Here is a 21,577-nt window from a genome sequence, read left to right as displayed (position 1 = left end):
GCGACTCTCCTCTTGAGAGGGGTGGAGGAGTGTGCTATCTGCTTGTAGTATAACACACCCCTGCTACTACATAAGCCTTCGCTCCCCCTCTCAAGAGGGGAGTTGTGAAACTATATAGTATTCAAATTGTACACTTATTAAAGCAACCATTTTTATGAAACTGAAATTAATCATAATAACCCTGTTAATGAGCACAGGCTTAGCGGCCAGTGCCCAAACTGTTACGCTCGATTATTATTTTAACCACGAAGTGCATAAAAATAAATCAGGACAACAGGAGCGATTTCATTACCTCTGGGGCGAAAAACAAAATACGGGCTTTTCCATATTCGGTGCTTCTTTTACCACTGCCGGGGCTCAATTAGATTCGCTCGATCAGGCGCCTACGGCAGATAATCTTAAAAATACAGCTATCTATATTATTGTTGATCCGGATACCAAAAAGGAAAGTCCTAATCCCAACTATATTCAGCTTAAGGATGTGGAAGAGATTACTAAATGGGTAAAAAAGGGAGGCGTACTTTTAATGATGGCCAACGACAGCGCCAATGTAGAATTGCCTCATTTTAACACCCTGGCAGCCAAATTTGGTATGCATTTTAATGATGACCTGCAAAATCATGTGATTAATGATGCTCATTTTGAAGATGGCGCTGTTATAACTACCGGTAACCCGGTATTTGCAACCGCCAACAAAATATTCATGAAGGATGTATGCTCTATCGGGCTTACTGGTCCGGCTAAATCTGTGCTGAAAAATAGCAACGGCGCCACCATTATTGCCAGCGCCAAATACGGTAAAGGTGCAGTTGTTGCCGTAGGCGATCCATGGTTATACAACGAATATACCAACGGCAGACTGCCGGCTGGTTTTGAAAATGATAAAGCCGCTAATGATCTGGTGCATTGGTTACTACAGTTAGCAATAGGTAAATAGGCAAATAAGCAATAACAGATATAACGCAGGGCTGACAGGAGTCTGTTGACTAATGAGGCGATAAGTAGTATATTTGCTTATATTTTCCTGTGGTGTAATGGTAGCACTTCTGATTCTGGTTCAGACGATCGTGGTTCGAGCCCATGCGGGAAAACTTAACGGGGCAAGGATGAATTCTCATCAATGCCCCGTTTTTTTATTTCTAATTTATTGGAGATTTGATCTATATAAATAGCATTCGCAATTCGGGTTGTTCGGTTTTTCAAACTTTAGGAAATAGACTGCCAGATAAGTATTCCAGATAAGTATTAGAACAAACCTCTTTGCATATTAGCGGATAGAACGGCAAAGTTTACCGTTATTTTTTGTGGTGATGATGAACTACCCGGTGCCTTTTAAAATGAATAGCCTTGTTGCGGATCATCTGTGCGCATACGATGTTGGCGCTGAAAATAACTAAAAGCGCGAGCACGACTGTCTTTGAGAGTTTCATAAATAATAACGTTAATTAAGTTTTATCAACGAATTTATATTAAGTACGTTGAAAGGGTAAAAATAGTACACTGTAAATTGTTTTTTAGATAATAAAATACTGACAGTGAAGTTATAATGTGGAATATAGGTTATAACGCTTACTGAATATATACCGACAACTTTTCCACATGAAAAAAACTATTACCTGTTTTCAAATTTTCTTGACGTTATGCTTGTTATTGGCTTTGGCTTCCTGTAAAAAGGATAACCCTAATAATTCACCAGTAAACAATGCTCCGATTACCGCCACGCCAACCAAATTAGGATTATATGAAAGCGATTCATCAATTTATAAATTGCTTTTTATCTCGGTTCCAACAATCGGCACACAAACTGTAAAGCAGTTTCTGATATTTGATACCGGGTCGGGCGGAATGGTAATTGATGCACATGAAATTTTACCGGCATCTATGATAACCAGTACAGGCTTTAACTTTACCGGTGATTCGACGGTTGTAAATGGGATCACCATTACTAATCAAACGTCCACTATCGAATATGGGGCCGACAATACGACAACAGAAAAGGTATATGGTAACCTGGCTTATGCGTCTGTTACAGTGGGTGACCAGGGGGGCAGCATAACCGTAAAACGCTTACCCTTCTTTTTATATTACAAGGGTACAGACAGTACAGGCAAGCCAGAAGACACGGGATCTTTTGATATTTTTGGTGTTAATTCAGAATACGATGTTACCTTCCCTAACGGAGCCTTTATTACCAGCCCTTTTAGTTATTTTGATCCGGGAACCGGCTTGACAAAGGGTTTTAAAATGGCAGCCTTAGGTACGGGTAATTTTTCTTTAAAAGGAACCTTTGTGCCCGATGTACTTACACTGGGCCTTACCTCATCCGATTTAAGTTCATCATCTGGTTTTACCATGCATACGCTCAGCACCAGTCCAGGTTATGGCTATTCGGTGGCTCTCCCTGCTGGTTTTACCTATAGTGGCAAATCGGTTTCATCAGCTTACACTGTTTTTGACACCGGCACAGAACCATATAGCTATTTAGAAGACAGAACTGCAGCCCGTAATCTTGTCGCATTACCCTCTGGTACATCAGTATCTGTTAATACCAGTAGCAATTTTAATTATGCTTATCAGGTGACCGCGACAGATAACTTAACCAATGTGGAAAATCCAATATCCTCAGGAACCGATGTCTCCATTGTCAGTCTGGAGTATTTCTTGAATAACGAATATCTGTTAGATTATACAAATCATAAATTAGGATTGAAAAATAACTAATCAGGTGCATTGCCGGGACATAATTTATTGATGGCACTTTTGATCCCGGTCCAGAAGATCATGATTCGGGCCCATGCGAGAAAACAAAAGGTCTTAGCAATTTGCTAGGGCCTTTTGTTTTTAACTGTTTTCATTAAATTAATATAACCATAACAATTAAATCGCAGTTTTGCGGCCATCGTACATATCTTCAGCATATGCAGAAAGAAAAATTGGTTAATTGAAAAGATATATGATAAGTTTTGGAAAGGGGCGTACTATTGGCTTGCTTGCAATCCTGTTCACACAAACAGTGAATGCTCAAAAAACAACCAGAATAGACAGCCTGGTTAATCAGCTGCACAACCCATCAGATAAACACATAATGGTTACCGCGCATCGTGGTGACTGGCGGAATGCGCCTGAAAATTCCTTGCAGGGTTTTAAAAACGCTATTGCCTTGGGAGTAGATATTATCGAGCTCGACTTGAATAAAACCAAGGATGGTGTTATTGTGATCATGCATGATCAAACCATTGACAGAACCACCGACGGAAAAGGTAAACCGAGTGATTTTACGTTGAGCGAACTCAAGCAGTTTCATTTACGGAATGGCCTGGGCCGCATTACCAACCATACAATACCCACCCTGGAAGAAGTGATGTTATTAGTAAAAGATAAAGTGCTCATCAACCTGGATAAAAGCTACCCATACTATAATGAAGCCTACCAGATATTAAAAAATACAGGAACTCTTAAGCAGGCTATTTTTAAAACAGACGCTGTTTACGATGCTGTTAAAAGTAAATACCCCGCAATTTTAGATAGCATTACTTTTATGGCGGTAGTTGATCTGGATAAACCCAATGCCAAACAAATCATTAAAGATTATCAGCAGCATATAAAGCCGGTGGCATTTGAACTTAACTTTAAAACTGATACTTCTGCTGTTTTGTCTGATAATCATTTTATTAAACAGCACGGATCAAAAATATGGATCAATTCCCTTTGGGCAAGTCTCAATGCCGGGCATGATGATGATACGGCTGTTGATTTGGGTAATACAAAAGACAGCTGGGACTGGCTGATTGCACATGGAGCAACTATCATACAAACAGACCGTCCCAGAGAGCTTTTGAGTTATCTGCGTAAAAGGTCATTGCATCGTTAAAGCTATTTACTGATCTCGAAACTGATCAGCCTTTTTAACCCGACGCCTTAGTTCTTTAGTGAGTTATCAGTTTGTAGGTGCTCTAAAGAACTAAGGCGTTTTTTTTCTTAACTTTTGCACACTTCATAAAATAAATCTTTGATCTATTACTCGCTTAACAGTAAGGTAATATTTTAATCCGTATTTTGTACTTGAATGTCAGGAATAAAAACGCTTACGGATCTGGAACTGGTAGTTTTATTAAAGCAAGACCAGGAGGCGGCTTTTACGGAAATTTACCTGCGATACTGGAATTTATTATATACCACCGCCAATAATATACTCGGGGACGCCGAATTGGCGAAGGATACCATACAAACAGTTTTTATTAGTATTTGGCAGCGCCGCGCCGAATTAAATATCCAAAATTTAAAAGCTTATCTACACCAGGCGGTGCGCTTTGCAGTTTTTAAAGTGATCAGGGAGCAGAAAGTAAATGATGCGTTTTATGAGCGCCTGGCACAAGTCACTGTAGAGATCATTCATGATAATCCTTTGTTATACAAAGAGCAGCAAGAATTGCTCAATAAGCTGATAAATACCCTGCCCCAGGATTGCCGGGAAGCCTACCATTTAAGCCGGGAAGAAAATCTGACCTATAAGCAAATCGCTTTTCAATTAAATATCTCCGAGAAGACTGTCGAAAAACGACTGTCTAAATCCTTAAAGCACATTCGCAACGGCTTAAGCGTAGGTACTTGTGTCTCCGTTATTATGCTCAGCTTTTAATAGAATTATTTTTTTTAGAAAAAAAACTTTTTAGCGTAGGGTATACCACTGCTTTTGGTACTTAGTATTAAAGCAGCATGGAACAACACTCTTTTTTTGAACTTATTGATAAATATCTTGCCGGAAAAGCTACCCGGGAAGAGCAGAACCTACTGGAAGAATATTATAAAAGACTGGATAAAAACAATCAATCCACATTAACTCCCGAACAAGAACAGGCGTTGCAACAAATCATGTTGCAAAATATCCGCAGCGAAATACATAATATACCGTCCATTACTCCTATAAAACGTGTTAGTTATTTTACTCGTTATGCGGCAGCAGCAGTTATATTAATTGCTTTCAGCATCGGCACCTATATATATTTTAGATCGGCGAAACCCGAGATAACGGCAGCTATTGGCAAAACAGATATTGCTCCCGGTGGTAATAAGGCGGTGCTTACATTAGGCAATGGCCGTCAGATCACTTTGGAAGGCGCTAAAAATGGTAACCTGGCACAACAAGGAGCAACCACAGTTCATAAAACAGATAACAGCCTTGTGGCCTATCAGGCTGGTACGTCGGATAATGATGCAACAGTAAATGAATTTAATACTATTACTACTCCCCGTGGTGGTCAATATCAGGTAATCCTTCCCGATGGTACGCATGTTTGGCTTAATGCTGCTTCGTCTATCCGTTTTCCGGTGACCTTTGCCGGTAAAGTGCGTAATGTGGAAACAACCGGCGAAGTTTATTTTGAAGTGGCCAAAGACGCGCATAAGCCCTTTAATGTTACTAGTGCCGGGCAAACCATAACGGTCTTGGGCACGCATTTCAATGTGATGGCCTATCCGGAAGAAAGCAGCATTGTTACAACGCTGCTGGAAGGTTCTGTGAAAATTACCAGGAACAATGTAAGTAAAATATTAAAGCCAGGCGAACAGGCTCTTGTTAACCAGGATATAAAAATTACACCTGCAGATGTAGATGATGCAGTGGCCTGGAAAAATGGAATTACTTCTTTTAATGATGCGGATATCAAAAGTATTATGCGCAAGGTATCCAGATGGTATGATGTGGATGTAAAGTATCAGGGGCAGGTTTCCGACCGATTGTTTACAGGATCTATATCCAGAAAATCAAATCTTTCGGTACTGTTGAAAATATTAGCCCTAAACCATATCCAATTTTCTGTTGAAGGAAAACAACTAATTGTAAAGCAATAACTAAATCTTTAATCCCTTAATTAATTGATATGGAGAAATAATCACTTTATCAGGTAACTCATAAAAAAGCCGGAAGTGGTACGAACACTGCCGGCAAACGTTGGGTTAACCTCTCGCCAAAGCGAAAAAAAATCTTGTAACGGACTTATTGCATTAAACCCAAACTTAACAAAAGTATGAATTTTTATACGCTCCCCAGTCTTCTGCGTATTAATCGAAGACAATTAATTAAAACTTTCTTGATTATGAAAATCACGATATTTTTAATAATCCTTTTTTGCCTGCGCGCATCAGCCAATATAGATGCCCAAACTATCAGTTTATCAGAAAAAAATGTATCTATTGAAAAAGTAATCACTAAGATAAAGCGCCAAAGCGGTTACGTGTTTTGGTACGAGAGTAAACTGTTAAAAAATGTTCCAGCTATAAGTATAAATCTTCAGAACGCAACTATTCAGCAGGCACTGGACATGCTATTTAAAGATCAGGCACTGGTTTATACCATCGTTGATAATACGGTAGTTATTGACGAAAAATCAAAGTCATCAAATCAGTTACCGGTGTTTCAAAACATTACCGGTAAGGTAACAGATGATAAAGGAGTTCCGCTTCCCGGCGTAAATGTTACCGTAAAAGGCACTCAGAAAGGTACCATTACGGATATCAATGGTATTTACAGACTGCCAGTAGAGCGCGGCGAAACTATCGTTTTCTCCTTTGTTGGTTTTAAAAAACAAGAGGTGGTTGTTAAAGAGCAAAAAGAAATTAACATAGCTCTTGAGCAGGATCAATCCAAATTAAATGATGTGGTGGTTGTTGGTTATGGAAGTCAGAAAAAAGTAAACCTGACAGGAGCTGTCGGCACCATAAGCGGAAGCGTATTAGAAGACAGGCCACTATCTACTATTGGTCGCGGTTTACAGGGACAATTGCCTGGCTTAAACATAAATTCCGATAATGGACAGCCTGGCAGGGGAGCTACTTTTAATATCAGGGGCTTTACATCAATTAACGGCGGCAGCCCTTTGATATTGGTTGATGGTATCATGACTGATATTAATAATATCAATCCGGATGATGTTGCCAATGCAACGGTATTGAAAGATGCTGCCGCTGCCGCGGTTTATGGTTCAAGGGCCGCATTTGGAGTAATACTGATCACTACCAAAAACGGGCAAACAGGCAGCTCTCCAAAAGTGAGCTATAATATGAATTATGCAATACATAAGATTGCTAATTTGCCCGATGTGGTGACTGATCCGGCAACGGTGGTTGACTATAAAAACCAGGCTTATGCGGGTTATTATGGTGTGAATTTATACAACACAACCTTTGTTGACTATGCTAAAAAACGCTCACAAAACCCTAGTTTGCCTGCAGCTATTCCTAATCCTGCAGATCCTACCTCTTATATGTATGTAGGTAATACCAATTGGTTCAATGAATTATATAAGCCTGATAATGCCAGCCAAAATCATAACCTGAGTGTGAGCGGCGGAAGCGACAGGATCACTTATTATTTTTCGGCTGATTATAATACGCAGACGGGTGTATTTCGATATAATCCGGATAAGTACGATAGGATCAACATGCGGGCCAAGCTCGATTTTAAGGTGACCGACTGGCTGCATATTTATACCAACACTTCCTACAATCGTACAGTTTATAATCAGCCGTCTTTATGGACCTCAGATTATACAGCAGGCGATTTATATCACGAAGTAGGACGTATAGGAACTTTAGGGATATTGAAAAATCCAGATGGTTCCTGGACTTCCTCTGGCGCTGATATAGGATTTTTACAGCAAGGCGGCCGTGCAAATACGGTAACCAATCAGCCGCAAAATACGGTTGGATTTACTACATCCTTTTTTAATAATACCTGGAGAATAAAAGGTGATTATACCTTCCGGGCTACTAATAACTATTACCAGAGTTATCGGGTAGCGATCCCCTATGAAGTAGGGCCTAATCAGCAGGTATCCTATGCCGGGCATAGTGATGCTTCTGCAAATGCTGATGATAACTCATACCAGGCCATCAATATATATACTGAGTATGAGCGAAGCTTGGGTAAACACTATTTCAAAGGGATGATTGGCTTTAACCAGGAGCTGAACAAGTATAATTACTTTTCTGCTCAGAATAATGATCTGATCAGTAGCAATGTGGGGTACCTGAGCCAAACAACCGGTGCTACACCTTCGGTATTGGGCTATGGTAATCAGTGGGCAGTGAGAGGGGTGTTTTCCAGGTTAAACTATTCCTATAACAATAGATACTTGTTTGAGGTAGATGCCCGGTATGATGGATCATCCCGTTTCCCATTGAATGATCATTACGGATTCTTTCCATCGGCTTCTGCTGGCTGGCGGGTTTCTGAAGAGTCTTTCTTTAAAAGTCTCAGGGGGGTAGTAACCAATTTTAAACTTCGTGCCTCTTATGGTTCTTTGGGGAACGATCAGAGCCTTGGTAACTATGATTTTATACCAACGCTCCCTTCCGAAAAGATCAATAATATATTAGGTGGTGCACAGCCAACTGCTGTATACCCTGCTTCATTAGTTTCGCCAAGCCTTACCTGGGAAAAAGTGTATAGCAGGGATGGTGGTGTAGATATTACCTTATTTGGAAAATTCGACGCCACTTTCGACTGGTATCAGCGTGATACTAAAGATATGATCACCAAAGGGTTTCAATTGCCAGCTGTATTAGGAGCCACTCAGCCAAAAGAAAACGCAGCCGATCTGCGTACACGTGGCTGGGAGTTAAACCTGTCTTACAATGACCAGTTTCAGTTAGCCGGTAAGCCTTTTAAATACAGTGTACGGGCAAATCTTTGGGATAATAAAACCATTATTACCCGTTACAATAACCCCAACAAATACTGGTTTGGTGGCGACTATTATGAAGGCGAACAAGTAGGTGATATATGGGGGTTAACCACAGTGGGCATATTCCAATCAGATGCTGCAGCCCAGGGTAAACCAGATCAATCTAAACTACAGGGATATTATGCCTGGAATAAAGCCGGCGAGATACAATATGCCGATCGGAACGGCGATGGGAAAATTGACTATGGCGATGGTACTGTAAGCAAGCCCGGGGACGCCCACGTGATAGGTAATACCTCGCCACGTTACAATTTTGGTTTTGGAGGCAACTTTGCCTGGAATAATTTTGATTTCAGCATCTTTTTCCAGGGGGTAGGTAAGGCTACTTTTAACCCCGGCGTAACCGGATATTATTGGAGTATGTTTTTTGCCCCCTGGGAAAATGTAACAAAAAACATTGTAGGCAATACCTGGACACCGGATAATCCAAACGCCTTTTTTCCAAGCCTGAAAGGTTGGCGGGCCGGAGATGCCGGGGCATGGAAAGATCTGGCTGTTCCGCAAACAAGATATATGTATAGTGCCGCCTATATACGCCTCAAAAATTTAAGCGTAGGGTATTCATTTAACTTATCGTTCCTGCGTAAAATAGGGGTTGATCGCCTGAGAGTTTATTTCAGCGGTGAGGATCTTTGGGAATCTGATCACCTGCCTCAGGGATTTGACCCGGAAGGCTTAAACCACGTATCCGGTTCTAGTGTAGGCTACTGGGGTGCTGGTAAGATATACCCATTTCAGCGCGGATACTCATTCGGACTTAATGTGAAGTTTTAATGTTCACCACAAAATTGATAACAATGAAAAAGATATATATACTCATGCTGGCTTGTTTGGTGATAAGCTCCTTATCACTAAGCTCCTGCAAAAAAGATAATTTTTTAAACCGCTTACCGGTATCAGACCTCACACAGCAAAACTTTTTTGCCAATGCCAATGACCTCAATACCTACTGCAATGGGTTTTATCCTACTCTGCCGGGCGTTACATCTGTAGCCCTGGATGATCAGCAGAGTGATAATTACGAAAACAATCCTTATGATAGAATAGTAGCGGGGCAGCTTACAGTGCCTACGAGCGCTGCTGATAACAATAATAACCAACCCAAATGGCAGTGGGATTTTTTGCGTCAGGTAAACTATTTTTTTGAAAATTATCAAAAGGCTAATGCTCCACAAGCGGTAAAAAATCATTATGTAGGCGTTGCCCGTTTTTTCAGGGCCTGGTTTTATTTTCGCATGGTAAAGGCCTATGGTGATGTGCCATGGTATGGTAAAACTATTCAACCAAATGATGTGGGCAGTTTAAATAAAGCGAGAGATCCCCGGCAATTGGTGATGGATTCTGTGATGGCCGATCTGAATTTTGCGGTTAATAATATCAACCCTACCGGTCCTTCGGGTACTATTACCAAATGGGCAGCCCTGGCTTTCCAGGCAAGGGTGGCCCTGCATGAGGGTACATTCAGAAAATATCATGGTATTGCAGGCTGGGAACCCTTTTTGCAAACAGCTGTCACCGCTGCACAGGCAGTGATGCAAAGCGGGAATTTTAAATTGTATACCACGGGAAACCCCAATAAGGATTACCTGAATTTATTCCTGTTCTATGCTCCTTCTGATCCGCAGAATACCGAAGTGCTCTTAGGTTATTATTACAGTAATACCCTTCATTTTACCTCGGCGCTTGACGGTAACATAGCAGCATATGGCCATAGTTTAACCAAGGGTTTAATGGATACTTACTTGACCAAAGGAGGTACTCCTTTTACTGCTTTGCCCGGTTATAATACCCAAATGATCAAGGATGAATTAACAAACCGTGATCCGAGGTTGACGCAAACCGTTTTGGCGCCGGCAGTAACTTATGGTAATATGATTGGAGCTAAAAGGTTGGGTACAACACCAACAGGATATCAGCAGATAAAGTATTACGATCCGGCTACGCCTACTTACAATACAAATTATAATGCCGGTATTATATTCCGTTATGGCGAGATGTTGTTGGATTATGCTGAAGCAAAAGCCGAATTGGCAAATTCAGGGATTGGCAGCTTTTCACAGGGCGATCTGGATATGTCTGTTAATTTACTGCGCGATAGGGCAGGTATGCCACATTTGCTCATGAGTGCACCTCTGGATCCCGTGTTAGCTGCAACGTACCCCAATGTATCTGGTTCAATACAAAATGTATTGCTGGAGATCCGCCGTGAACGCCGGGTAGAGTTAGCCTGCGAAGGTTTCCGCTATGATGATCTGATGCGGTGGAAAAGCGGTCCGCTGTTGGCACAACCTTTTCTGGGTATGTATTTCCCTGGATTAGGGACTTATGATCTGGATGGCGACGGGCAGCCTGATGTGGCGCTGGTAACGGCCAAGCCGGCTAATCCTGTAACAAACGTTTCTTACTTTGTGCTTGGTAAGGATATCTACTTAAGTAATGGCAACAGCGGTAATGTAGTGGTTAATCCTACACTGGTAAAAACTTTTAGTGATCCTAAAAACTATTACTTCCCAATACCTGCTACCGAATTATTACTCAATAAAAACTTAACACAAAACCCAGGCTGGTAAAAAGAAACTGCAACATAAATTGAAAAATATGAAAAGAAGAGATGTTTTAAAAAAAGCAGGTATACTGGCAGCAGCGGGTTTAGTAACACGCGCGAATAATGTAGTAGCCGCAGAAGAAAGTCCAAAAAATAAGCTGGCATTAAAAATTGCCCATATAACCGATGTGCATATCCGGCCTGATATTGATGCGCCTCAGAAGTTTAAAAAATGCCTGGAAATTATTAAAAATGAAAAGGTAGACTTCTTTCTGAACGGCGGCGATTCTATTTTTGATGCTTCTTATGATAGCGTAAAACGGGAGAGAGTTACCGAACTATGGAACTTGTGGGATGATTGTCTTAAAGGTTTAAAAGGCTACGAGGTACACAGTTGCATTGGTAATCACGATACCTGGTGGGCGGCTCCCAGCAAAACTGATGAAATGTACGGCAAAGATTATGTAGTAAAACGCCTGGGTATGCCTAACCGCTACTATAGCTTCAGCAAAGCCGGCTGGCATTTTATCATTTTAGATGGTAATAATCCTTCCATTGCGTTAGATGATCAGCAATTTGATTGGCTAAAAAAGGAACTGGAGCAATTGCCTGCAAACCAACCTGTTTTGATGATGTCGCATTATCCCATATTAGGTGTAACACCATTTTGGGAAGGAGGAATGCACTCGGATTATAAAAAATTGAAAGCATTGTTCTATCAGCACCGCGATAAGGTAAAAGTATGTTTAAGCGGGCATAACCACTTGCTGGATACTGCCTCCTACAATGGTACGCAGTATTTTTGCAATGGCGCTATGAGCGGCTTTTGGTGGGGCAAGGGTGATGATAAATCTGCCGGTGATGGTTATTATGAAGAAACGCCTCCGGGTTATGCCATATTGGAGTTGTATCAGGATGGTACTGTTAAAAACACTTACAAGCCACACGCGTTTTAATCTTCTGATTATACTATCAGCATAATTTTACAAGCCTCGTGAATTTTATTCATGAGGCTTTTTTGTTGAGTACTTCTTTAAGCTCTAGCTACTTAAACCTGCAACCTCGCCTATAATAATAATTGCGGGATGGGTGAGTTGTTGTGAATCTGTCATCTGGCGCAGGTCCTTAACCAGGCCCCGGGCTACTTTTTGCTGGGGCAGCGAGGCGTGCTGTATAATAGCCGCAGGTGTATCGCCCCTGCCTTCAGCTATATAGGTTTCGGCAATGGCATCAATCTGTTTCATTCCCATATAAATAGCCACGGTGGCATTACTTTGCATGGCCAGTTTCAGATCGGTTGATAACGATCCGTCTTTTTTGGTGCCGGTAATAATCCATACCCCCTCGCTTATGGCTCTGTGGGTTAATGGTATGTCTAAAAAGCCAGAAGCCTGTATGCTGGTAATGCCAGGAATGTAATGCGTTTTGATACCTTGTTCGCGGGCGTACACAATTTCTTCAAACCCACGGCCAAATATAAAAGGGTCGCCGCCTTTTAAGCGTACCACAGTCCCTTTAGTAAAAGCATAGTGTTTGATCATCTCCAGGATGGTTTCCTGAGGGGTATAGCTACCGTAAGGATGTTTGCCTACATAAATTTTTTCGCAACCGGGTTTGGCTATATCCAATAAAGCTTTATTGGCCAGGTTGTCATATAGTATCACATCGGCCTGTTGTAAAATTTTATATCCCTTTACAGTGATCAGCTCCGGATCGCCGGGACCGGCACCCAGTATAAATAGCTCGGGAATTGGGATATTATGTGACATGCTTGGATGAAGAAATTCATCAATTATAGTTTATTTTATTTAATTCGTAATTGATACAGGTAATAAAATAATGTAAAATTTTACAGAATTAACAGATGCTTTATACAAAAACGATATCCTGTGCCAGTTTCAAAAGCTCAGCACGGTTAATAAGGCGGATGCTTTTACCCGACAGGCTGATCAGCTTTTCGTTTACCAATTCATTCATCATCCGGAACACGGTTTCGTAGGTAGCACCGGCATAAGAGGCCAAATCCTGCCGACTCAGGTCGATATTGATAAAACCATCCGCAGTGGTGCCAAACTGGTTTTGCAGGGATATTAATGCCTCAGCCACGCGTCCTTTAACGGGCATGTGTGCCAGATTGCGCATTTTTCTTTCAGATTGCTTTAATTCTTCTGTCATAAACGTCAGCAACTTGTAGGTGAAATTGGGATTTACCTTCAATGTGGCTTCAAAAAAGGCTGTGTCCACATAACATACAACTGTTGGTTGCAAGGCTGTTGCAGATATAGGGTAATAGCCGCCATCACCAGAACCTCTGTGACCAAAAAGAGAACCCTCTCTGGCAAAGCGTACGATTAGCTCTTTGTCCTTATCCCATTTTTTATAAACCTTTACGCTTCCGGAGTTTACAAAGTAAATTCCCGTTGCGGGGTCGCCTTCTTTAAAAATAAGCTCTCCTTTTTTTACTTTATAGCTTGTTTTATGTGCAGAAATTGCTGGCTTCCATTCATCAAGGCAATTTCTATGTAAAAAACAACTATTTGAATCACATATATTTTGACTTTTTTTCATTTTATCTATTTTTTATGTTTTTAAAAACAGTTTTTACAATGTTAATTAATAAAAATAATAAATTAACATATAAAAAACATTATAAATGTCATTATTTTTAATTGTTTTATAAAATTTAATAAAAATTAATTATATATATAGATTAAAAAAATATAAAAATTAAAATTTTATAAATTTTTAAATTAAATTATCTGTAATTTTTGTTTAATTAATGTTTTATTTAAATTTTTATGTGTAATTGTGTGATTTAATTTATTTTTTAAAAAATAAATTGTATTTTATTGTTAATAAATTCGTTTTTTAATATAAAAATTCTTAGAAAATGAATAAATTCAATTAATTTCTTATAAATAAGTTCATTTAAGTGTAAGGAAAAGCTATTGAAGAAGTTGTATTTGTTTATTAATGCAAAACATTAAATTCGCGACTTTATTAAGCAAGAGAATATACTATGGAAAAGTTTAAAGCATTACAGGAATTAGTAGCCGCTACAGAGAAAGAAGCTGCCGCATTTTATGAAAAAGGAAACAAAGCAGCCGGAACACGTTTAAGAAACGCCATGCAGCAATTGAAAGTTGCAGCTACCGATATCCGCAAAGAAGTAACCGAAAAGAAAAACGCGTAATTTTTTTAATTAAAGCTACTTTAGATAGAAAGCCTGATCGGTAGATCAGGCTTTCTTGTTTTAAAGCATTGGCCTTAGTCGTCATCTTTCCATCTTCGCTTTCAGCAATTAGAATCAGGCAAATTACTCCTTGAAAATATTTTGATTGCGTATCCCCCCAATTATTACCCCTTTAGTACCCCTTGATAAAGGCTATTATCACCCTGTTTAAAAATACCCCTTCCCTATAGCTTTGAGTATCGGAAAATGAATATCAGGGCAGCAAATGAAGATAGATAAACCTTAGCTGAATTTACATCTGTCTTTTATTTATTGTCCGGATCAATTACAAAAACGTATTCAAAACAACCTAACCAAATCAAAAAAATGGAAAATACCTTAATTTTTAACCAGTACGATATGGTTATCTCCTTTACAGAAGATACCATTAATGCGGAGCTGAAAAAGCTGGCTTACGAAGGAACTATTAAACAGGAAATAGTTCTTTACAGAGTAGTAAATGCCCAGGGTACTTATAGCTACACCGTGGTAAACTCCGGCAGCGATGTTCCGAAGGGAGCCGAGTATATTGATGGAATGGTTATTCCTGGTATACGAATAGATCATTCTGGCAGTAATGTAGTATTAGTGCTCAATTTTATATCGGGTAAAGGATACTTTGCCGATAAGAATGGTTTTGGTCCCCTGGCCAAACTGCAAGAGTATGATATGAGTAACTGGCGATATGGGTTTAATGTAAACCTTGATCTTACCTCTTATAAAGATGACGGTACACACAAGCCATCGCCGGCAGTGGAACAACAATTGAAAAATTTTAATGCCGGCAATTTATCTATCGACTGTCTTTTTCTTGATTTTGTATCGTCTGATCTGAAAACCACCATTCCGGCAGAGACATCCTGCCCCGCAGAAATGACGGAGTTCATGAGCTTTTACTTTATGCACCTGAACAGTACCGGTAACCCATACATTTTAGGTTATAGTGCTAATGCAAGTGGCGGCAGTTCATTTTCGCAGGATGTTCCACCGCAGCTTAAACCTGTTGGTACAGATTATACTATGTTTTCGGATCCTAACTATCCGGGTTTAAGTAACCTGAATTATACGTTGGTTACCCAGGGCGGTCACGGTTCAATTTCTGGTACCCCGGCAACACTGGACAGTAACTGGTTTAACCAAAACAGCGCACCGGCCGGCAAAATGATCATCTCGAGCCAATGTTTACTGGAAGCTTTGATCCTGCGGCCTTTTTATAATAACTTACAGCAGCAAACCATTGCACAGGTGTCTCAGCATGTTAATGTTGGGGCTGGCAACTCTTATGATGCAGCTAAATCTGTACAGGGTAATGGCTGGTCATTTAATATCTCTAATGTTAATGATGGTGATGATCAGTACGTGAACAACTTTTCTGTGGCACTGCAAAATGGAAGCGGCGCTATAGGTCTGGAGTTTACCGGGGGGGTACACATCTACAAAGAGGTGTCTAAAAATTGTTTTTTCTGTACGGCCAGGGCTCATGCCAGCGCGGATATTCAATGGAAAGGCGTAGTTAAAATCGGCATTGCAAATGGACAGTTGCAGCTTAATAAATACTTTAGTATAACCAATCAAAACTCAGATCATGATACCAACAGCTGTGCCGATGCATTTAGCTGGATGGGGCAAATCATCGGCGGGATTTTGGATGTATTCACCTTCTGGACAGATAATGGCATGTTCTCCAATCTCTTGTCCGATGCTTTAAGCATTAATTTACCTGGTATTGGCAATCTGAATATCGGGTTGGATAATTTCTCCAACTCCATTAACAATATGGTTTTAACCCCCACAGGGTCAAAGTATAACTTAAGCCCGTCGGATAACTCGCCTGCCATTGATCAAAAGGGCGATGTATACCTTGACCTTTCCCTTAATTAATCAATAATCAAATACATATTACCTTAATTCCTAAATCTTATTTTTATGAAAAATACCTTCATTTTTAATCAGTTTGACATGGTGGTTTCCATGACCCAGCAAACTATTAATGATCAGCTTACCCACCTGTTAAGAACAGGAACCATTCATTCCTCATTTATTCTGGCTCAGGTTATTGAGGATGATGATTACGTGTACAAGGTGCTGGATGATGCCAGCCAGATCCCGCCTAATTCAGCTTATATCAATGCCGATATTTTGCCTCAGGTAAACATTTCAAACAGTGGTTTAGATATCACTTTTGTGTTGAACATGCTTTCGGGAACCGCTGGGTTCTGGGTTGGCAGTGGTCCTTTGGCCAGGTTGCACACTTATGATATTGATAACTGGAGCTATGGCATTGATGTGAACATGGATCTTTTTAAACTGGAGCAGGACGATATCGGTAAAAAAATTACCGTTCCACCCCTGGTAGAAGACCAGCTTAAAAACTTTACCGACAAGATGTTTTCGGTGAACTCCCTTTTAATGGACTTTGAATCGGTTGATCTGATCCAGTTTAACCCCACTCACACCAATGCCGGAAAATCCGGTGACGTGGGCATTGAGCAAATGGTGCTGTTTATGCAGTTTTACCTCAAGTGGCTTATTGCCTCGGGCAACCCTTATGTACTGGGCTATGCCATCAATCAGAACGATCAAAGCGAGGTGCCAACCAATGAAGTAGTACCTGATCCGCTTAAACCGGTAGGCACAACCTATTCTATGTACTGCGATGCCGTAACCCCGGCAAAAAGTAACCTGAATTTTGTTTTGGCTACCAAAGGTGGCTTTGGGCACATCTCTGGTTCGCCCGGTACATTTGATACCAACTGGATAGGCGATAATGAGGATATCAACGCCAAAATGATCATTTCACATACCGACCTGGTAGAGTCGCTGATCCTTAAACCGCTTTATGAGAGTTTGCAAACCAGTGTGTTCAGTCAGATCAACGGTAATATCGATGTATCCAGCGGCAATAATTATGAAAATGGTAAAACTTTAACATCCACCGGTATTACTTATACCATCTCCAATGTGAACAGCGGCGACGATCAATATGTAAATACAATGGATGTTACCCTCAATAATAAGGATACCAGTGTTGATATTGTGGTTAAGGGGCATATTCAGCTTTATAAAGAAGTTGATAAAAACATGGGCTTTTGTACTGCTAAAGCACACGCGGGTGGCACGGTGGATTGGACCGGTACCTATAGCATTGAAGCTACTAAAGATGAGTTGGGAAACCCTACTTTGAAACTTACTCAAAGCACCACCATAGATAATTGCACTTCAGATTCGGATAAGAACGACTGCGCCAAGGCATTTGAATGGATTGGTAAAATCCTGGGAACCATTCTTGATGTGATCACTGCAGGTTTAGACCAGGGATTTTTTACCAAACTATTTGATGATCTGATGGATCTGCATATCCCTAACATCGGTAATATCGGTGCAGCGTTCGGGAACATCTCCAATGCTGTTCGCACTACCATTTTGCTGCCGGGTGGTCAGGTGTTTTATTTTAAAACACCATCTATTGATCCAGAGGGTAATTTTTACTTGCAGCTTACCTATAAATCAGAGAATTAAGGGCTTGCGGCCTTTTTAGTTTAATCAGTATTTAAAAGAAAATATTTTATGGAAAATCATTTAAATGATGTGCTTTCCCTGCCGGCTGTGGGTTTACCCAAGGTAAACTCGGTTCAGCTGCTGGTATCATGCGAGCTGATGAAAAATCAGCTTAAAGCCTCACCTATAGAACCTAATGATAATATCCTGGTGGCCCAGGATAATAACGGGCAGCCGTTGATTTTTACTATCGGTACCGATGGCGTTTTCAGATTGCTCCGCTTTACCAACGGTTCTGCCGATGGATATACCTCCCTTGACCTGCTCACCAGTCTTACCGATTATGTACAGGCTGTAACTTTTGACCTGTCTGAAGATATCAAGGGAAGAGTATCTATTGCTTTAGCCCTGAAACGGAAAGATAACGGCTTTACCGATCTGTTTGTGGCCGAAAATCTCCCGGGCGATTTTGACTGGACAACCTTTGTCGCTTCCTGCAAAAAGGTGCAGGGCATTGATGCTGCCTTTACCGCCGATCATATTCGTTTAGGTACAACAGATATCAACAATAACGCGCTGATCCTGGTTTCGGGCAACATTAACAGCAATGAGTATTATTATCAGGTAAACGGTACGGATTATACCGCTGTGAAACTGGAGCTACCCGAAAATGTACACCAGCCTACAGAAATAGAAACCGGATTTGCTTATGGCCAAAAGGGTAAATTTTTCTTGTATAACATCGGTGGTTCACAAACACTGGAGTGTACTACTATTGCCGATAAGTTTCAGGGTAGTATAACGTATGATTTTAGTCCGGGTAATACCAATATACCTCAAAAATACAGGCAACTTACCTATAATTGCATGGCTACGGCCCAGGGCATGCAAACAAACCCAATGCTTATTTCATCCGATTTGTATGTGGGTACAGACCAGGGCATCATCCTGTTCAATGGGTGCAAGATATCAAATGGTGGTTTTCAGGTGGTAGCCGATCAGATTAAAGATGTTCATCAATTGTATATTACCGAGGATGCAGGTAATATTTCGGTATGGGCTATGGCCAGTCCCAGCAGGTTATATTATATATACGGTAAAAGGGCAAAAGGTGGTTACACCTGGAATGATCCCATTCTTTTCAATTCAGGAATAATACACATTGCCCCTATACGGAATAAGGTTACGCTAGCTAATGAACTGTTCCTGGTTGATCAGGGCGAAAACCTGATCCATTGCTGGCAGGATCCTACTTCAACCGTTTGGAGCCAGCGTACGCTGAATACTAAGAGCGATGCGTTCCTGCTTAATTTCGATTCTTTTACCACCCAGATCAGCATGACCGATCAGGATGGTAAAATACTGCCGGCACAAAACGTGTCCATTACTTCCTCTGAGTGGTTATTCGCTACCATTAATGGTAAAGTGTATAGTCTTGACAGGGATAACCCAGCCATAGTGCCCACAGATTCCCGTGGTATGATTAACATCATCCAGATGACTGACCATATCGCAGCCCCTATTTTTCATCTGGAAGCCGACTTTTTGGATAAAACCATCAATATCTATCCAAACGGAAAAATTCAAAAAGGGCTTTCGGAGATCAGTTCGGGCGATGACATTAAAAATGCTAAAGATGCCGATGGAAAACCCGTATTAACAACAGATCAATCGGCAGATACGCTGGATGGTGTGGCTGGCAATTTAGGGCAGCTTACTTCGGCCACCGCCGCACATAAAACAGGTGTGGTGCAGGACGGGCATTTGTTTATTTCGCTTACGGACAAAGGAACAAAAGAAACGGGTAAGTTGAGCCTGGGGCATATAGCCGATAATTTAATGATAGGTATGAAGCTGGAGAATGGAGCCTGGGTGCCTCACACCGATACTACAGGCTTTATTAAAGCAGGAGGGGCATTTGATGACTTTCTGGTTTTTGCAGGTGATGCATTTCAATGGCTGGAAAATGCTTTTGTAGATGGTATTAAACTGATAGATAAAGGCATAACCTATTTAAAAGACGGTGTAAGCTTTATAGTTAAAAAAGTGGGTGATGTTCTGCATTTTGTGCTCACGCTGGCCGATAAGATACTGACTATTGTATTGGATACCATGTTAACGGTATTTAAAGCCATCAACTGGGTGCTAAAATTGATCGGGATCGATCTGCAGGCTATCTTACGTTGGTTGGGCCATTTATTAAGTCTTGATGCTGTATGGGAAACCCACAAAGTTATTGCCGAATTGATGAAGAACGCGGTTATATACGGTACCAACCAGTTAGAAGATAAGCTGGATGATCTGCAGGCGTTTTTGAGTAAAACCTTCAATAATGCCGAAGATATGATATTGAAGCAGGTTTTGCCGGCCAATATTGCCAGCCAAAGCCTGAGCCAGGGCGGATCTTTTGATAACCCACTGAGTTCATCAGCCGGGAGCTGGATCTTTTCGCAGATCTTTAATAATGATTTGTTTGGCGGCGGCTCGTCTGGCTCGGTAAGCCATAACCCGTTTGAGCAGTTTGTAAATGACATTATTGCGCCCACGGTATCGGCTCTGGCTACCGATCTGGTAAATGTATTTAATGATTTTACGGGTATTTTATCCGGCAATATCAGCGATGCCTATAAAATGATCGGAGATCTGATTAAACTGGTTATCGATCCTATAAAAACGATCATTTTAGGGATCCTTAAATTTTTAAAAGACCTCACCGGCGATTTACAGGTATTACTTACCGAGAGCCTGGATATTCCTTTCCTGACCAGTATGTACAAATTCTTTTGCGCATTGATGGGAGAGGATGAGGACCTGACTATTGTAAATGCCATAGCCTTTATTATAGCTATCCCTTACACATTTGTAAGTAAGATAATTACCGGCTCGGCTCCTTTTGCCGATAGCGACTTTGGGATGAAAGATGCCGGTTATTATGCCAATTTGTTTGGTAGCCAGGTTTCGCCATTTGTTTTGGCTGGCAGTTCATCCGGTGCTATAGCTTATTCCAGGATTGGTGGTGCTATAGCTTCGGTAGCCTCTATACCTGCAAGTATTTTAAACCTGATAGCTTTCGCGGATGATGGCGATGAGCCGGGCTTGAGTACATTGGATAAGATATCTTTAGGATTTTCGCTGGTCACAGCTGCTCTAAGCTTCCCTATAAAAAAAGATGATCAGAATGATGATTCTTATATATTAAAAGTCACCACATGGGTTTTGGCCGTCATTAAAGATATCGGGTTTAAATTCATCCCGGTTAAAAAGGTATCCGCGGGTGCCGAATCTATTGTGGATATTATTATTTTCTGTTTGGCAATGCCTGCCGACTCGCTTAATAATGAAAGTGGGTGGGCATATACTCAGGATACATTATCAAATATTGGTGGTTCAGCAGCGGCCGGAGGTATGGCTTTTAAAGAAACAGGTGCGGGGCCAGTAGTTGGTGTAGTAGGAGCTGGTATAGCCTATATCGGAGCTATCATTGGTCTGGTCAATTGTCTCAGGTCGGAAGATATTGTTCATGTGGTTAACCCAGGAGGTTAATCCGTCGTCAATAAA

15 protein-coding genes are annotated in these 21,577 nt (G+C 40.9%); 12 read left to right on the top strand and 3 right to left on the bottom strand.

Translation table 11 applies throughout. From position 1 onward, the window contains the following. Positions 1–154: 154 nt before the first annotated feature. Complete coding sequence (locus tag G7092_RS10750; RefSeq protein ID WP_166089038.1) at positions 155–937, top strand: hypothetical protein; 783 nt, start codon at positions 155–157, stop codon at positions 935–937. A gap of 358 nt (positions 938–1,295) precedes the next feature. Here G7092_RS10750 and G7092_RS30785 read toward each other — a convergent pair whose 3' ends face one another. After that, positions 1,296–1,430 (bottom strand): hypothetical protein, encoded by a 135-nt coding sequence (locus tag G7092_RS30785; protein WP_262889480.1) that lies wholly within the window; start codon positions 1,428–1,430, stop codon positions 1,296–1,298. Between the two features lie 169 nt (positions 1,431–1,599). Between G7092_RS30785 and G7092_RS10745 the strand changes: the two genes are divergently transcribed. The 7 genes from G7092_RS10745 to G7092_RS10715 all read left to right on the top strand — a co-directional run bounded on the left by G7092_RS10745 (position 1,600) and on the right by G7092_RS10715 (position 12,245). Continuing rightward, positions 1,600–2,721 carry a hypothetical protein gene (locus G7092_RS10745; RefSeq protein WP_166089036.1) on the top strand — a complete coding sequence of 374 codons (1,122 nt, stop codon included), beginning with the start codon at positions 1,600–1,602 and terminating at the stop codon, positions 2,719–2,721. 232 nt (positions 2,722–2,953) lie between these two features. Beyond that, positions 2,954–3,871, top strand: a complete 918-nt coding sequence (locus tag G7092_RS10740; protein ID WP_166089034.1) for a glycerophosphodiester phosphodiesterase family protein — start codon at positions 2,954–2,956, stop codon at positions 3,869–3,871. Positions 3,872–4,066: 195 nt separating this feature from the next. Next, entirely contained in the window at positions 4,067–4,639 is a 573-nt protein-coding gene (locus G7092_RS10735) for an RNA polymerase sigma-70 factor (RefSeq protein WP_166089032.1), read from the top strand. A 77-nt stretch (positions 4,640–4,716) separates the two neighbouring features. Beyond that, positions 4,717–5,850, top strand: coding sequence for a FecR family protein (locus tag G7092_RS10730; protein WP_166089030.1), 1,134 nt, complete (start codon positions 4,717–4,719; stop codon positions 5,848–5,850). A 245-nt stretch (positions 5,851–6,095) separates the two neighbouring features. Continuing rightward, positions 6,096–9,518: a TonB-dependent receptor gene (locus G7092_RS10725; RefSeq protein WP_166089028.1), complete on the top strand. Its 3,423-nt coding sequence runs from the start codon at positions 6,096–6,098 to the stop codon at positions 9,516–9,518. Positions 9,519–9,541: 23 nt separating this feature from the next. Continuing rightward, complete coding sequence (locus G7092_RS10720) at positions 9,542–11,314, top strand: RagB/SusD family nutrient uptake outer membrane protein (RefSeq protein ID WP_166089026.1); 1,773 nt, start codon at positions 9,542–9,544, stop codon at positions 11,312–11,314. Positions 11,315–11,342: 28 nt separating this feature from the next. Further along, positions 11,343–12,245: a metallophosphoesterase family protein gene (locus G7092_RS10715; RefSeq protein WP_166089024.1), complete on the top strand. Its 903-nt coding sequence runs from the start codon at positions 11,343–11,345 to the stop codon at positions 12,243–12,245. Positions 12,246–12,329: 84 nt separating this feature from the next. On the opposite strand, the gene cobA is transcribed toward G7092_RS10715, so the two are convergent. Together cobA and G7092_RS10705 are read right to left on the bottom strand one after the other, a co-directional pair. Further along, complete coding sequence (gene cobA, locus G7092_RS10710) at positions 12,330–13,058, bottom strand: uroporphyrinogen-III C-methyltransferase (RefSeq protein WP_166089022.1); 729 nt, start codon at positions 13,056–13,058, stop codon at positions 12,330–12,332. Between the two features lie 100 nt (positions 13,059–13,158). After that, complete coding sequence (locus tag G7092_RS10705) at positions 13,159–13,857, bottom strand: Crp/Fnr family transcriptional regulator (RefSeq protein WP_166089020.1); 699 nt, start codon at positions 13,855–13,857, stop codon at positions 13,159–13,161. A 451-nt stretch (positions 13,858–14,308) separates the two neighbouring features. Here G7092_RS10705 and G7092_RS10700 point away from each other — a divergent pair, with 451 nt between their 5' ends. The 4 genes from G7092_RS10700 to G7092_RS10685 all read left to right on the top strand — a co-directional run bounded on the left by G7092_RS10700 (position 14,309) and on the right by G7092_RS10685 (position 21,562). Then, positions 14,309–14,482 carry a BF3379 family histone-like protein gene (locus G7092_RS10700; RefSeq protein WP_166089018.1) on the top strand — a complete coding sequence of 58 codons (174 nt, stop codon included), beginning with the start codon at positions 14,309–14,311 and terminating at the stop codon, positions 14,480–14,482. A 366-nt stretch (positions 14,483–14,848) separates the two neighbouring features. Then, the gene (locus G7092_RS10695) at positions 14,849–16,402 is read left to right on the top strand and encodes a hypothetical protein (RefSeq protein WP_166089016.1); all 1,554 of its coding nucleotides are present in this window, start codon (positions 14,849–14,851) and stop codon (positions 16,400–16,402) included. A 45-nt stretch (positions 16,403–16,447) separates the two neighbouring features. Beyond that, positions 16,448–18,040 (top strand): hypothetical protein, encoded by a 1,593-nt coding sequence (locus G7092_RS10690; RefSeq protein ID WP_166089014.1) that lies wholly within the window; start codon positions 16,448–16,450, stop codon positions 18,038–18,040. 48 nt (positions 18,041–18,088) lie between these two features. Beyond that, positions 18,089–21,562 carry a hypothetical protein gene (locus tag G7092_RS10685; RefSeq protein WP_166089012.1) on the top strand — a complete coding sequence of 1,158 codons (3,474 nt, stop codon included), beginning with the start codon at positions 18,089–18,091 and terminating at the stop codon, positions 21,560–21,562. Positions 21,563–21,577: the final 15 nt, after the last annotated feature.

This window comes from Mucilaginibacter inviolabilis (assembly GCF_011089895.1).
GTDB lineage: Bacteria > Bacteroidota > Bacteroidia > Sphingobacteriales > Sphingobacteriaceae > Mucilaginibacter > Mucilaginibacter inviolabilis.
This window is presented reverse-complemented; position numbering and strand designations above follow the sequence as displayed.